Annotated in this window: 16 protein-coding genes; 6 read left to right on the top strand and 10 right to left on the bottom strand. The window is 72.3% G+C overall.

All coding sequences use genetic code 11. The features are described 5' to 3' along the window. Position 1 precedes the first annotated feature (1 nt). Positions 2-997, top strand: a complete 996-nt coding sequence (locus KBX46_RS24545; RefSeq protein ID WP_088946851.1) for an ABC transporter ATP-binding protein — start codon at positions 2-4, stop codon at positions 995-997. 11 nt (positions 998-1008) lie between these two features. After that, positions 1009-1734, top strand: coding sequence for an ABC transporter ATP-binding protein (locus tag KBX46_RS24550; protein ID WP_210794301.1), 726 nt, complete (start codon positions 1009-1011; stop codon positions 1732-1734). Between the two features lie 46 nt (positions 1735-1780). Here the strand turns inward: KBX46_RS24550 and KBX46_RS24555 are convergent, their stop codons facing one another. Together KBX46_RS24555 and KBX46_RS24560 are read right to left on the bottom strand one after the other, a co-directional pair. After that, positions 1781-2278, bottom strand: a complete 498-nt coding sequence (locus tag KBX46_RS24555; RefSeq protein WP_210794231.1) for a hypothetical protein — start codon at positions 2276-2278, stop codon at positions 1781-1783. Positions 2279-2341: 63 nt separating this feature from the next. Further along, positions 2342-2794 carry a GNAT family N-acetyltransferase gene (locus tag KBX46_RS24560; protein ID WP_210794232.1) on the bottom strand — a complete coding sequence of 151 codons (453 nt, stop codon included), beginning with the start codon at positions 2792-2794 and terminating at the stop codon, positions 2342-2344. A 73-nt stretch (positions 2795-2867) separates the two neighbouring features. On the opposite strand from KBX46_RS24560, the gene KBX46_RS24565 reads away from it, so the two are divergent. Then, positions 2868-3380 carry a potassium channel family protein gene (locus KBX46_RS24565; protein ID WP_210794233.1) on the top strand — a complete coding sequence of 171 codons (513 nt, stop codon included), beginning with the start codon at positions 2868-2870 and terminating at the stop codon, positions 3378-3380. On the opposite strand, the gene KBX46_RS24570 is transcribed toward KBX46_RS24565, so the two are convergent. Both KBX46_RS24570 and KBX46_RS24575 read right to left on the bottom strand, forming a co-directional pair. Continuing rightward, positions 3307-4878 carry an alpha/beta hydrolase gene (locus tag KBX46_RS24570; protein WP_210794302.1) on the bottom strand — a complete coding sequence of 524 codons (1572 nt, stop codon included), beginning with the start codon at positions 4876-4878 and terminating at the stop codon, positions 3307-3309. The two genes, KBX46_RS24565 and KBX46_RS24570, sit on opposite strands and share 74 nt — an antisense overlap. 58 nt (positions 4879-4936) lie before the next feature. Then, the gene (locus KBX46_RS24575) at positions 4937-6052 is read right to left on the bottom strand and encodes an ATP-dependent DNA ligase (protein ID WP_210794234.1); all 1116 of its coding nucleotides are present in this window, start codon (positions 6050-6052) and stop codon (positions 4937-4939) included. A 134-nt stretch (positions 6053-6186) separates the two neighbouring features. On the opposite strand from KBX46_RS24575, the gene KBX46_RS24580 reads away from it, so the two are divergent. Next, positions 6187-6399 (top strand): hypothetical protein, encoded by a 213-nt coding sequence (locus KBX46_RS24580; protein ID WP_099851492.1) that lies wholly within the window; start codon positions 6187-6189, stop codon positions 6397-6399. A 92-nt stretch (positions 6400-6491) separates the two neighbouring features. Next, positions 6492-6914, top strand: coding sequence for an SRPBCC family protein (locus tag KBX46_RS24585; protein WP_099851494.1), 423 nt, complete (start codon positions 6492-6494; stop codon positions 6912-6914). On the opposite strand, the gene KBX46_RS24590 is transcribed toward KBX46_RS24585, so the two are convergent. After that, entirely contained in the window at positions 6889-7383 is a 495-nt protein-coding gene (locus KBX46_RS24590) for a GNAT family N-acetyltransferase (RefSeq protein ID WP_210794235.1), read from the bottom strand. The two genes, KBX46_RS24585 and KBX46_RS24590, sit on opposite strands and share 26 nt — an antisense overlap. A 97-nt stretch (positions 7384-7480) precedes the next feature. Between KBX46_RS24590 and KBX46_RS24595 the strand changes: the two genes are divergently transcribed. Further along, a complete protein-coding gene (locus KBX46_RS24595) occupies positions 7481-7984 on the top strand; it encodes a DUF1990 domain-containing protein (RefSeq protein ID WP_308159682.1) in 504 nt (167 codons plus the stop codon). 28 nt (positions 7985-8012) lie between these two features. Here KBX46_RS24595 and KBX46_RS24600 read toward each other — a convergent pair whose 3' ends face one another. From KBX46_RS24600 to KBX46_RS24620, 5 genes are all read right to left on the bottom strand, one after another. Beyond that, a complete protein-coding gene (locus tag KBX46_RS24600) occupies positions 8013-8933 on the bottom strand; it encodes a DNA-3-methyladenine glycosylase (RefSeq protein ID WP_210794237.1) in 921 nt (306 codons plus the stop codon). A gap of 129 nt (positions 8934-9062) precedes the next feature. Beyond that, on the bottom strand, positions 9063-9710 hold the full coding sequence (locus KBX46_RS24605) for a hypothetical protein (protein ID WP_088946860.1): 648 nt from the start codon (positions 9708-9710) through the stop codon (positions 9063-9065). Between the two features lie 202 nt (positions 9711-9912). Next, the gene (locus KBX46_RS24610; RefSeq protein ID WP_088946861.1) at positions 9913-10689 is read right to left on the bottom strand and encodes an anti-sigma factor; all 777 of its coding nucleotides are present in this window, start codon (positions 10687-10689) and stop codon (positions 9913-9915) included. Beyond that, positions 10686-11378 carry a sigma-70 family RNA polymerase sigma factor gene (locus KBX46_RS24615; protein WP_088951545.1) on the bottom strand — a complete coding sequence of 231 codons (693 nt, stop codon included), beginning with the start codon at positions 11376-11378 and terminating at the stop codon, positions 10686-10688. Before KBX46_RS24615 ends, KBX46_RS24610 begins: the two co-directional genes overlap by 4 nt. 126 nt (positions 11379-11504) lie before the next feature. Next, positions 11505-12362, bottom strand: a complete 858-nt coding sequence (locus KBX46_RS24620) for a spermidine synthase (RefSeq protein WP_210794238.1) — start codon at positions 12360-12362, stop codon at positions 11505-11507. Between the last annotated feature and the right edge of the window lies 1 nt (position 12363).

The following is a 12363-nucleotide window of genomic DNA, read 5'->3' on the forward strand; positions in this document are numbered from 1 at the left end:
GATGACCGCTACCGCCCAGACTCCACTGGTGCCGGACCTGGCCGCCCTGCAACAGCGGGCAGCGCAACGCGCCGCCGAGCGGGCCGGCGGGCAGGACCGCCTGCGCGGGCACATCGTCTGCGACGGCCTGGTGCGCATCTTCAAGACCGAGGGGGTGGAGGTGGTCGCCCTACAGGGGCTCGACCTGGTCATCGACCGGGGTGAGCTGGTCGCGATCGTCGGCGCCTCCGGGTCGGGCAAGTCGACCCTGCTCAACATCCTCTCCGGCCTGGACACGCCGACCGCCGGCATCGCCCGGGTGGCCGACTACGACCTGCTGTCGCTCTCCGCGAAGCGTCGGCTGAGCTACCGGCGGGAGCTGGTCGGGTTCGTCTGGCAACAGACCGGCCGTAACCTGCTGCCGTATCTGAGCGCGCTGGAGAACGTCGAGTTGCCGATGCAGTTGGCCGGCAAACTCAGCGGCAAGGCCCGTCGGCAGCGAGCCCGGGAACTGCTCGACATGGTCGGCGTGGGCTACTGCGCCGACCGGCGGCCGGGGCAGCTCAGCGGCGGCGAGCAGCAGCGTTGCGCGGTCGCGGTGGCCGTGGCCAACGACCCGGAGGTGCTCTTCGCCGACGAGCCGACCGGCGAACTGGACGAGGCGACCGGCGCGGAGGTCTTCGCGGCGCTGCGCACCATCAACGCCGAGCTGGGCGTGACCATCGTGGTCGTCACCCACGACCACGCCGTGGCCACGCAGGTCCGCCGGACCGTCGCGATCCGCGACGGCCGGACCGCCTCCGAGGTACGCCGCACCGCTCGGGTCGGCGCGGACGGCAACACCGAGCTGGTCAGCGAGGAGTACGCGGTGCTGGACCGGAACGGCCGGATGCAGCTCCCGGCCGCGTTCGTCGACGCGCTCGCGCTGAAGGAGCGGGTCCGGCTCGACCTGGAGCCGGACCATGTGCAGGTACGGCCCGGTGACCGGGCCTCGGACGAGCGGGGGGCACGGGCATGAGCCAGCAGGACATGGTGGTGACCGGCGCGGCCGGGTTCGGCGGTGTGTCCTCGGCGCACCCCGCAGAGGTGGTCCGGGTCAGTGACGTCAGCCGGACCTTCGGCCGGGGCGAGCACGCCGTCCACGCCGTGCAGGGCGTCTCGTTCACGGCCAACCGGGGCGAACTGGTCGCCATCCGGGGCCGGTCCGGAGCCGGTAAGACCACCCTGCTGAACGTGATCGGCGGGCTGGACCGGCCGGACAGTGGTCAGGTGGTGGTGGCCGGGCACGAGGTCACCTCGGCGGGAGAGGCGGAGCTGTTGCGGCTGCGCCGGGGCACCGTCGGGTTCGTGTTCCAGACCTTCGGGCTGGTGCCGATCCTCTCCGCCGCCGAGAACGTCGGAGTGCCGTTGCGGCTGGCGCAGGTGCCGGCGGCGGAACGGGAGCAGCGGGTCGCGGTGCTGCTGGAGCTGGTCGGCCTGGGTGGGCACGCGGCGCAGCGTCCCTACGAGCTCTCCGGTGGGCAGCAGCAGCGGGTCGCGGTGGCGCGCGCGCTGGCCAACGAGCCGGACCTGCTCATCGCCGACGAACCCACCGGTCAGCTCGACTCGGAAACCGGACGCTCCATCATGGACCTGCTGCGCGCGGTGGTGCACGCCCGTGGCATGACGGCCCTGGTGGCGACGCACGATCCGGCCCTGATCGACCTCGCCGACCGGGTGCTCGTGCTGCGCGACGGTCGCCTGGTCGACAGCTGACCGCCGCCGAACGGCTGCCCCGCGACGGTAGGACCAAACCGTCCTCCTACTCCGCCTGGTCGGGCCGGTCGTGCTTGGGCCGGTCGGCGTCCTTGCGGCCGTCGGGCAGGGCACCGGCGAGCGGGATGAGCAGGTAGCCCAGCAGGGCCAGGACGAGACCGACGCCCGGCCCGGTCGACAGAAGTTCGTCCTCGACGTAGGGGTCCTCGGCCTCGAAATACCAGTACGCCCCGGTGAGGCTGCCGCAGGCGAGCACGTTGGAGATGAGCATTCCCAGGCTGGCTTGCCGCCAGACCCAGCGGGCCGGGCCGGTGTTGGCGAGCGACAGCACCGCGATCACGGCGGCTATCACCGCGAACGGTAGCGCCCAGACGAGCATCGTCGAACCCGGAGTGGTCTCCGTCCGAACCAGGTAGACGCTGTGCCACGCGGGCAGCCAGAACGCGACGACGACCAGGAGGACGCCGACCGCCAACAGCGCCGAGCCAGTCCGCCACCATGCCGGGCGCGATGCTGCGGCGCCGGGAATCGTCGGCCTGCTCATGGCAGCGAACGTAACCCGGTCGGGGCGACTCCCACTGCCCCGCCGGGTGAACGCGACGCCGGGTCAGAGCGCGAGCTTCATGCCCTCGTGGCTGGCCACGAAACCGAGGCTCAGATAGAACCGGTGCGCGTCCTCGCGGGTCTTGTCGGTGGTGAGCTGCACCAGCGCGCAACCCCGCTGCCGGGCCTGGCCGACCGCCCAGGTCATCAGCTCTCGGCCCAACCCCTGGCCGCGCCGGTCGGAGCGGACCCGGACCGACTCGATCAGCGACCGTTCGCTGCCGTGCCGCCCGAGACCCGGGATGTAGGTGATCTGCAGGCAGCCGACCAGCTCGGCGTCCTGCTCGGCCACGATTAGCTGGTTGCGCGGGTCCGCGCTGATGTCCGCGAACGCCCTCTCGTACGCCTCGTCGACCTCGGTGAAGTCGCGGGCCTTGCCCAGGACGTCGTCGGCGAGCAGGGCGATGACGGCGGGCAGGTCGGCCCGGACCGCCTCCCGGTAGGTCACGTCGGTCATGCCGATGAGCCTGGCACAGCGACGTCGACGGATGGGTCGGCGGCGGTTGCCACCACGGGGCAGCATGAGCGGCATGGAAGTCTTGCTGCTGCCGTTCCGGTGGATCTACCGGGCGTTGGTGTGGTTCGCGAACTCACCCCGCACGCTGATCACCTCGTACCTGCTGATGATCGTCGTGGCCGGGGTCATCTACGGCGAGGTCGAGCACCGCAGCCCGGCGGACGCCGTCTGGTGGGCGGTGGTCACCGCCTCGACCGTCGGGTACGGCGACATCTCGCCGACGACCTGGGCCGGTCGTACGCTCGCCGCGCTGCTCATCTCGACCATGGTGCTGCTGGTCATCCCGCTGATCACCGCGCACTTCGCGAGCCGGCTCATCGTCGACGACGACGCGTTCGTGCACGAGGAGCAGGAGCAGCTCAAGACCGACGTGCGCCGGATGCGGGCGCTGCTGGAGGAGTTGGCCGCCCGGCAGGGGATCGAGGTGCCACCGCTGCCGCCGGTCCAGCCGGTCAACGGGCAGGGCAGCGCAGGCCCTCGCGGGGGACGGTCAGGTCGATCAGGTACGCGTCGACCGCGTCGGTGATGCAGGACGTCTGCGGGTAGGCGGTGTGCCCCTCACCCTCCCAGGTGAGCACCCGGCCGACGCCCAGCATCGAGGCGAGCCGGGGGGTCTGCTCGTACGGCGTTGCGGGGTCGCCGGTGGTGCCGACCACCACGATCGGCGGGGCGCCGTTGGCTTTCCCGGTCGGGTAGGGGTCACGCCCGCCCGGCCACTCCACGCAGCTCAGCATGCCGACCGCCAGCGCCGGCCCGAACAGCGGGTATTTGCCGCGCCACTCCGACTGCAACTGCCGGATCTGCTCCCGGCTCGGCTTCTCTGTCTCGTCGGCGCAGTTGATGGCCAAGTTGGCGTCGAACAGGTTCGAGTAGTGCCCGTCGTCGGCCCGGCCGGCGTACGCGTCGGCGAGCCGGAACACGTCCTTCGGGTCACCCTCGCCCAACCGGTCGATCGCCTGGGCCAGCTCCTGCCAGCCGGATTCGGTGTAGAGCGACGAGATGACCGCGTAGAACACCCAGCCGGCGGTGGCCTCCCGGCCGTCGGCGCCGCGTACCGGGGAGACCTTGGCCTTGTCGATGGCCGAGGTGACAGCGGCGCGCGCGTCCGGGGCGATCGGGCAGCGGCCGGCGTTCGCCGCGCACCAGCGGGTGAAGTTGGTGAAGGCCCGCTCGAAGCCGCGGGCCTGGCTCTCCGAACCCTCCACCAGCCGCTGCTGCGGGTCGACAGCGCCGTCGAGCACCAGCGCCCGCACCCGCTGCGGGTAGAGCTGGGCGTACGTGGCGCCGAGCAGGGTGCCGTACGAGTAGCCGAGGTAGGTGAGCTTGTCGTCGCCCACCGCGGCGCGTACCGCGTCCATGTCGCGGGCGGCCTGCTCGGTGCCGTACAGCGGCAACTGGTCGCCGTAGCGGTCGCCGCAGCCGCGCCCGATCCGCTGGCTCAGGCCGACGAAGCCGTCGAACGCCGACTGGCTCGTCGGGTCGGGGTCGAAACCGAAGCTGGCGTCCAGGTCGGCGTCGGAGATGCACTTCACCGGGCTGGACCGGGAGACCCCACGCGGGTCGAAGCCGACGATGTCGAAGCGCTCGGTGATCGAGGCGGGCAGCCCGCCGAACTGGGTGCCGAAGGAGAGGTAGACGGCGGTGTCGACGCCGGAGCCGCCCGGACCGCCCGGGTTGACCACCAACGAGCCGACCCGGTCGCGCTGCTTGGTGGACCGGGCGCGCAGCAGGGCGATCTCGAACGTCTCCCCGGCGCCCGGGCCGGTGCTCGCTCCGGCCCCGGTGCCCCAGTCGCGGGGCACCGCGATGCGCGCGCACTCGTACCGCATGTCCGGTGCGCCACGCCCGACCAGCTCGTCGGGCACCTCCGGGCAGGGCCGCCACGTCGGGGCGCTCCCGGTCGGCGCGGCGGCACCCTCCACCTCGGTGCGCGGCGCGAACGCCGGCAGCGTGCAACCGGCGGTGAGCAGCGCGGCCGCCACGAAGGCGGCCAGGTGCCGACGGACCCGGCGAGTGGTCGCCATCCGGGGCTGACGGTCGGTGCGGGTCACGTGGTCCTCCGGGATCGGGTCGACGGCCAGGTTACGCCGGGCCGGTGGCGGCTCGGTCCACGGTGGCCGTCGGGTCGCCGCGCAGCACCTGGTCCACATCGAAGCGGATCGGGCGCTCGAGCTGGTCGTAGCGGCAGGAGCGGGGGTCGCGGTCCGGGCGCCAGCGGACGAACTGGGCGGTGTGCCGGAACCGCTCGCCCTCCATCGCGTCGTAGCCCACCTCGACCACCAGCTCCGGGCGCACCGGCTCCCACTCCAGGTTCTTCGTGCCCGTCCACCGGCTCACCCCGCCGGGGATGCGTTGGCCGCGTTCGTGGTCGCCGTGCACCCACGGGTGCTCGCCTCCGGTGTCCCGGTAGGGCGCCAGCTCGTCGAGCAGCTCGGCGCGGCGGGCCATGCTGAACGACGCGCTCACGCCAACGTGGTGCAGGACCCCGGAGTCGTCGTACAGGCCGAGCAGCAGCGAGCCCACCACCGGGCCGGACTTGTGCCAGCGGAACCCGGCCACCACGGCGTCCGCGGTGCGGGTGTGCTTGACCTTGAACATCAGCCGTTTGCCCGGCTCGTACGGAAGGTCGGAAGGCTTGACGATCAGCCCGTCCAACCCGGCGCCCTCGAACACGTCGAACCAGCGACGGGCAGTGTCCGGATCGGTGGTGACCTGGGTGACGTGCACCGGCGGACGCACCCCGGCCAGCGCCTCGACCAACCGCTCCCGGCGGCGCGGGTAGGGCTGGTCGAGCAGCGCCTCGTCGTCGATCGCCAACAGGTCGAACGCGACGAAGTCGGCCGGAGTGGTCTCGGCCAGCATCTTCACCCGGGACGCGGCCGGGTGGACGCGCTGGGCCAGCAGCTCGAAATCCAGCCGCGGCTGGCCGCTCGGCCCGTCACGCCGGATCACGATCAGCTCGCCGTCGACCGCGCACCGCTCCGGTAGCTGTCGACGGGCCTGCTCGACCACCTCGGGGAAGTAGCGGGTCATCGACTTGCCGCCCCGGCTGGACAGCTCGACCTCGTCGCCGTCGCGGAACACGATGCACCGGAACCCGTCCCACTTGGGCTCGTAGGTGACGCCCGGGGTGGTGGGCAGCTTGGGCACGCTCTTGGCCAGCATCGGCTCGACCGGCGGGTTGATCGGCAGGTCCACGGCGCCAGTCAATCAGACGGTGCCGACAGTCGTGAGGCAGATCACCGTCGGTGCCGGGGCGGCGTGTCCGCCGCTGCGCTGCTCGTCCCGACCGACCGGATCGGATAACCGCAGGTCAGAGCTACTTTCGCGGGATGTCCGAGTGGGTCTGTGACTGCTGTGGGCGGTGGCGGGTCAGCGTCGAGCTGATCCGGGGCCGCTACCGCTACCGGCTGACCCGGCGATACCCGGAGCGGTTCGGTGGCGGTCGCAACGTGCTCGGCGAGGTCGGTTCGGTGCCGGAGCTGGAGGAGCTGTTGCGCCGGCGTACCCCGCTGAGCCTGGCCGACCTGCGCGAAGCGGCCTGATCCCACCGAGCTTGCGCCCGGGTGTCACGATCCACCCGGAGGCCTCGTCTGCACCCTGGCGGTGCCGACCGGCGTCGCCGGGAGGAGACACGATGCGGTTCGAAGCGGATACGGAAATCGCCGCCGACGTCGAGCAGGTCTGGGCGGTGCTTGTCGACGTGCCGCGCTGGCCGGAGTGGACGGCCTCGGTGTCGCGGGCCGAGCGGGGGGAGCCGGGGCCGCTCGCCGTCGGCGCGACGGCCCGGTTGACCCAGCCGAAGCTGCGGCCGGCCGTGTGGCGGGTCACCGACCTGACCGAGGGCCGAGAGTTCACCTGGGCCTCCCAGACCCCCGGTGTACGCACCCGGGGCGAGCATCGTCTGCTGCCGCTGCCCGACGGGCGCACCCGGGTCGAGCTGGCCATCGCCCAGTCCGGGCCGCTGGCCGGCGTGATCGGTTGGCTCTACGGCGACCTGCTCCGGCGCTACCTGCGTCTGGAGGCCGACGGGCTCAAACGTCGGAGTGAGCGGGGCTGACCACCGGCTTCTCCAGCACGGCCAACCGGATGCCGTTCGGGTCCGGCCGGTGCGCCACGATCCGGTAGCCGTGCCGCTCGTACAGCCGCAGGTTGCGCGCGCTGTCCGCTCCGGTGAACAGGGTGAACAGGGCCACCCGGCCGGCGCAGGCCACCTCGATCGCGGTGAGCAGCCGCCCACCGACTCCCCGACCCTGCTGGTCCGGGGCCACCGAGAGTCGCCCGACGTGCGCGGTGTCCCCGGCCAGGTGGGCCCGCACCGAGCCGACCAGTCGGTGCCCCGACCGGGCCGCGAGGACGACGCCCGGGCCGGTCAACACCGCCCGGACCTCGTCCAGCGTCTCGGTCAACGGCGGCAGGAACGGGTCGCCGTAGTGCTGTGCCTCGGTCAGGTACGCGGCCCGTTGCACGGTGAGGATCTCGCCGGCGTCCGCGACACCGGCCGGGACGATGCTCGCCTCGACGCTCATCGGGGCAGCACACCACGACCGCCGATGTCCTCGGCGGGCGGCCCCGCCCGCGCCGGCCGTACGCTGGCCCGTGTCCAGCCGAGAACGAGGGGGAGCGGTGGCCGAGCTGACGTACCCGGAGGTGGGGCGGACCCGGCACGGGGCGCTGCCCGGCGGCTACCACCACCTGCGCCACCGGTATCCGTTGCCGGCGGGCAGCTTCGACACCGCAGCCGAGGCGGTGCTGAGCTGGCGGCTGCACCGCGCCGCCGGGGTCCGGATGCGGACGACCGCCGCACGCGCCACCGAGGGGGTGCTGGTCACCGCCGGCCTGGGCGTCGGCCCGGCCCGCATCTGGGGGCCGTGTCAGGTGATCTGGAGCGAGGAGTCACCCACCCGCGCGGGCTTCGGCTACGGAAGCCTGACCGGGCATCCGGAGCGGGGCGAGGAGGCGTTCGTGGTCGGCCGCAAGGACGACGGCGCGGTCTGGTTCGAGGTACGCGCGTTCAGCCTCCCGGCCCGCTGGTTCACCCGTGCCGGCGGCCCGGCTGTCCGGGCGGTGCAGCACACGTACGCCTGGTGGCTCGGCCGTACCCTGCGGCGGCTCTGTGTGAGCCGCTGAGCGCCGGGCACGATCGCTCCGACGAGGCTCAGTAACCGGCGAACGAGCGGATCGGGGCGCGCGGGCCGTACTTCGGCGCGCGGATGCCGGCGGCCTCCAGGAGCAGGCAGACCCGGCCCCGGTGACCCCGGAACGGCTCCAGCAGGGCCAACATCCGGGCATCGTCGCCCCTCGGCTCGCCGGCGAGCGCCCAGGCGACAGTGTTCGGGATGTGGAAGTCGCCGACGCTGACCGCGTCCGGGTCCCCGTACGCGATCCGGACCACCTCCGCGGCCGTCCACGGCCCGATGCCGGGAATTGCGGTCAGCCGTCGGGTGGCGTCGGCGGCGTCGGTGCTGCGCTCCAGGCGGTCGGCGAGCGCCGCGGCGCGACGGAGTGTGTCGGCCCTGCGCTGTTCCACCCCGAACGGGTGGAACACCCAGTACGGGGCCGCGGCCACGGTGGCTGCCTCGGGCGGCAGGAGCAGCGGCTGCAACGGGCCGGGAGCCGGCTCCCGGAAGTGCCGCACCATCGCCGAGTACGCCCGGTAGGCCTCCTTGCCGGTGACCTTCTGCTCGAAGACCGCGCGCAGGAGTCGGGGGAAGACCTCCCCGGTGGCGGGCATCCGGAGGCCCCGGTGCTCCCGGGCCAGCCGGGCGACCAGCGGGTGCGCCGCTGCCAGTTCGGTGAAGCCGGTCAGGTCGTCGCGCAGCCCGGCGATCGCGTCGGCGCGGGCGAGGACGTGCTCCGCGCCGGGCCCGTACCCCTCGGCGAGCAACTCGCCGCCAGCCGGTCGTAGCGCGAGCGTGGCCGGACCGTCCGGGGTGCGGGTGGCCCACCAGAAGGTGCCGGCAGCCACCCGGGCGCACGGATCGTACGGGCTGAAGGTGAGTGCACGGACCGAGGCGGTCAGCCGGTAGTCGACCGGTGGGTGCAGCACCCTGGTCGCGGCGGGTTCGGTGTCGGTCACGCCGCCAACTCTGCCACGTACGGGCGGGACGTCGGCACCACCGGTGTGCCGACGTCCCGCGTACAACCGGTAGCCGGCCGCGCCCTCCCCGGCGACGACCGACCACCGCGTCCTGGTGGTGTGCCTGGCTCAGTACGAGTAGCCCGAGCCGCCGGCGTCGTTCGAGCCGCTGTCCGCGGGAGGCGCGACCGCCTTCGGCGTGGAGGTGGGCAGGCAGCTGAGGTTCTTCTTGCCGTCCGGCTGGACCACGAACCAGGTGCCACCAACGGCCTGGCCCTTCCACTGGCCGGGCTTCTTGTCGCCGATGTAGCGGTACACGGGCCAGCCGCCGACGGTGAGCTGACGGGTGCCGTCCTGGCGGGTCACGCTGCTGACCTTGTCGTCGGAGACGCCGGTGAGCTGCGGGTTGCCGTCGGTCAGCGCCGGGGGCCACACCTCGGCGCACTTGTCGACGCAGTTCGACGACGGCGGGTCGGCGGTGTCCTTGTCGAAGCGGTACAGGATCCAACCGTCCTGGTCGGTGACCACCTTGCCCATCCGGGCGACGCTCTTGCCGACCAACTTCTCGGTCAGGTCCACGTTCGCGGGCGGCGCGTCGGCGGCGGGCGCCTCCGCGGACGCCGAAGCCTCGGGTACAACCGACGCGGTGGGCTCGGCCGCGGCGACGGCGACCGGCTCGGCCGCGCTCGAGTTCGCCCCGTCGTAACCTGCGGGAGCGCAGGCCGTTAGTGCGACCATCGCGCTCGCGACGATGACGGTCCGCTTCATCTGTGCCACGTGCCCTCCTCATTCTTGGCAGTTCACCCATAGGTACGGGAAGTGGGCTGTCAAGGTTGAAGTAGTAACAGTGGTCAATTTCACGTTCTTTGATTGAACCGATGGGGGCAGCGATACGTACGCCCCCGCAAGGGAAACTCCCCACAACGACAGATCGGCGCCGGCCATTGTGACAATGACCGGCGCCGAAGCGTACGCGAGACTACAGGGGGACCGTCACCAGCGGACTCGCCACACCATTGGCATCGATCGACTGCACCTGGAGCTGTTTGATGTCACTCACCAGCGCGGACGTCGAGGCACTCAACTCAAGACCCTGCGGGCGGGTGTTGGTGCCGTAACCACCCTCCGGCACCGACCAGGTCGAAATCACCTCGGGGTCGGCGTTCTTGCGCACCACCACCAGCCGGCAGACGCGCGGGCCGGGCAGCTTCCGCAGGCTGAAATTGATCCGGGTGCCGTACTCCCGCTTGACCAGGAACACCGTCGTCTGCACGCCCGTGGTCGGGTCGGTCGCGTCGACCTGGTCGCCCTCCTCCTCCGTGCCGCCCACACCAGGGCCGCTCGGCGGAGCAGTCGGCCCGCTGGTCTGCGGGTCGATCGGTGCGTTCGACGTCGGACCGGCCACCGGAGTCGAGCCGCTGTCGGTCACGCTGACGAACCCGTACCCGCTCAGCCCGCCGAAGACCACCACTGCGGCGGCCGTCGCCAACATCTGCCGGAACCGGGTACGCCGACGATCGGCCCGAACCGCGCCCAGCGTCCGGTTCAGCAACGCCGGATCGGTCGCCGTCTGCTCCAGCGCCATCATCGTCTCGCCGTCGATGTCGGAGAGGAGCCCGACCACCGGCACCATCGTCTCCAACTCCGCCGCACACGCCCAGCAGGTCGCGAGATGCTCCTCGAACCGCTCGGTATCCTGCTCGTCGAGCACACCGAGCGCGTACGCCGCGACGTCCATGTGGTCCGGCCGGCTCATTCTGTCACCCCCCGCTCCTGCAGAGCCGTGCGCAGCGCGCGCAGCGCGTAGTAGACCCTCGACTTGGCGGTGCCGAGCGGCAGCCCCAACTCCTCGGCGGCCTCCGGGACCGTCCGCCCCCGGAAGTACGTCGAGATCAGAATTTCCCGGTGCGACTGACTGAGCGTACGCAGCGCGTCCGCCACCGTCATCGTGCGCAACACCCGGTCGGTGCTGTCCGCCTCGGCGAACGCGGTGAGGTCCCGGTCGTACGTCTCCGGTGGCCGGGCCTCCTGGCTGCGGTGCTCGTCGATGGCGATCCGACGGGCCACCGTGACGAGCCACGGCCGCAGCGAGCCCTGCCCCTGCGTGCCGAGGCGGTGCGCGTTGCGCCAGGCCCGCAGCAGCGTCTCCTGGACGATGTCCTCCGCACGCTGCCGATCCCCCCCGGTGAGACGCATCACGAACATCAGCAGCGGACCGGCGTGCTCGGCGTAGAGCTGACGGATCAACTGGTCGGAATGGCTGGCCTCGGTTGTCGTCGCCTGATGGCGCCCGGGCGCCGGTCGCGGCGTCACCGGACCATTCTGGCGAGACGTCGCGTGCGCGTCGACCCCCCGAGCAGGGGGCGTCGGCCGCGACGAGGACCGCGCCGACAACCAGTCCGCGCGTACCGCGTCACCATGCCAACCGGCCGCCACCGCATGCATGCAGACCTCCGGGATGTCCGTCACCAACGCCGGCCCACGAGGTGGGCCGCCCGGTGGTACGCGCCAGCGCCCCGAACGGATCAACAAACCGCGAAAAAAAGTTCTGCGTCGCTGCCGGGTGGGCGGTCAGCGGCGGACCGAGAACAGCCCCGGAGGCGGGGGATCGGAGCCGGTCGCGTCGGCGTCCCGGACGACCTGGGACCCACCGGCGAAGCGGTCCAGGTCGTCGCCGGCCACCACCCGACCCGGAAACCAGTCACCGGCCGCGCGCCGGGTCAGCTCCGGCACCGGCGGTGTGACCCGCCCGGCGACCAGCACCAGATTGCCGTACCGGCGGCCACGCAACACCGCCGCGTCGCCCACCACACAGGCCTGCGGCAGCACCGAGCGGACCGTGGCGACCTGGGCGCGGGCGTGCCGCAGGGGCGGGCCGTCGGCCAGGTTCGCCAGATACCAACCCGCGGGGCGCAGCACCCGGGCCACCTCCGCCGCGTACTCCACGGACGTGAGATGAGCCGGGGTACGGGCACCGGCGAACACGTCGGCGACCACCACGTCGTAGCTGGCGTCGCGGGTGGATGTCAACACCGCCCGCGCGTCCTCCACCCGCACCCGCAGCCGGGTGTCGGACGGCCACGGCAACGCCCGACGGACCAGCTCCACCAACGCGCCGTCCACCTCGGACACCCGCTGGGTAGACCCGGGACGGGTTGCGGAGACGTACCGGGGAAGGGTCAGGGCCCCTCCGCCCAGATGCAGCACCCGCAGCGGCTCACCGGCGGGCGCGATCAGGTCCAGCGCGGCAGCCAGCCGTCGCACGTACTCGAATTCCAGGTGGGTGGGGTCGGTCAGGTCGACATGCGACTGCGGCGCGCCGTCCAGCAGCAGGGTCCACGAGCCCGCCCGGTCCGGATCCGGAACGAGCTCGGCCTGCCCGGTGTCGACCTGCTCGACCACCCGGTCAGCCGCCCGTTTACGTCCCATC

It is taken from the genome of Micromonospora sp. C81 (assembly GCF_018070425.1).
GTDB lineage: Bacteria > Actinomycetota > Actinomycetes > Mycobacteriales > Micromonosporaceae > Micromonospora > Micromonospora zamorensis.

Excerpts from the sequence above, each read along its gene's own strand:
- KBX46_RS24580 (WP_099851492.1), top strand. The coding sequence starts at position 6,187 with ATGTCCGAGTGGGTCTGTGACTGCTGTGGGCGGTGGCGGGTCAGCGTC.
- KBX46_RS24545 (WP_088946851.1), top strand. The coding sequence starts at position 2 with ATGACCGCTACCGCCCAGACTCCACTGGTGCCGGACCTGGCCGCCCTG.
- KBX46_RS24585 (WP_099851494.1), top strand. The coding sequence starts at position 6,492 with ATGCGGTTCGAAGCGGATACGGAAATCGCCGCCGACGTCGAGCAGGTC.
- KBX46_RS24590 (WP_210794235.1), bottom strand. The coding sequence starts at position 7,383 with ATGAGCGTCGAGGCGAGCATCGTCCCGGCCGGTGTCGCGGACGCCGGC.
- KBX46_RS24610 (WP_088946861.1), bottom strand. The coding sequence starts at position 10,689 with ATGAGCCGGCCGGACCACATGGACGTCGCGGCGTACGCGCTCGGTGTG.
- KBX46_RS24570 (WP_210794302.1), bottom strand. The coding sequence starts at position 4,878 with ATGGCGACCACTCGCCGGGTCCGTCGGCACCTGGCCGCCTTCGTGGCG.
- KBX46_RS24620 (WP_210794238.1), bottom strand. The coding sequence starts at position 12,362 with ATGGGACGTAAACGGGCGGCTGACCGGGTGGTCGAGCAGGTCGACACC.
- KBX46_RS24615 (WP_088951545.1), bottom strand. The coding sequence starts at position 11,378 with ATGCATGCGGTGGCGGCCGGTTGGCATGGTGACGCGGTACGCGCGGAC.
- KBX46_RS24555 (WP_210794231.1), bottom strand. The coding sequence starts at position 2,278 with ATGAGCAGGCCGACGATTCCCGGCGCCGCAGCATCGCGCCCGGCATGG.
- KBX46_RS24560 (WP_210794232.1), bottom strand. The coding sequence starts at position 2,794 with ATGACCGACGTGACCTACCGGGAGGCGGTCCGGGCCGACCTGCCCGCC.
- KBX46_RS24550 (WP_210794301.1), top strand. The coding sequence starts at position 1,009 with ATGGTGGTGACCGGCGCGGCCGGGTTCGGCGGTGTGTCCTCGGCGCAC.
- KBX46_RS24565 (WP_210794233.1), top strand. The coding sequence starts at position 2,868 with ATGGAAGTCTTGCTGCTGCCGTTCCGGTGGATCTACCGGGCGTTGGTG.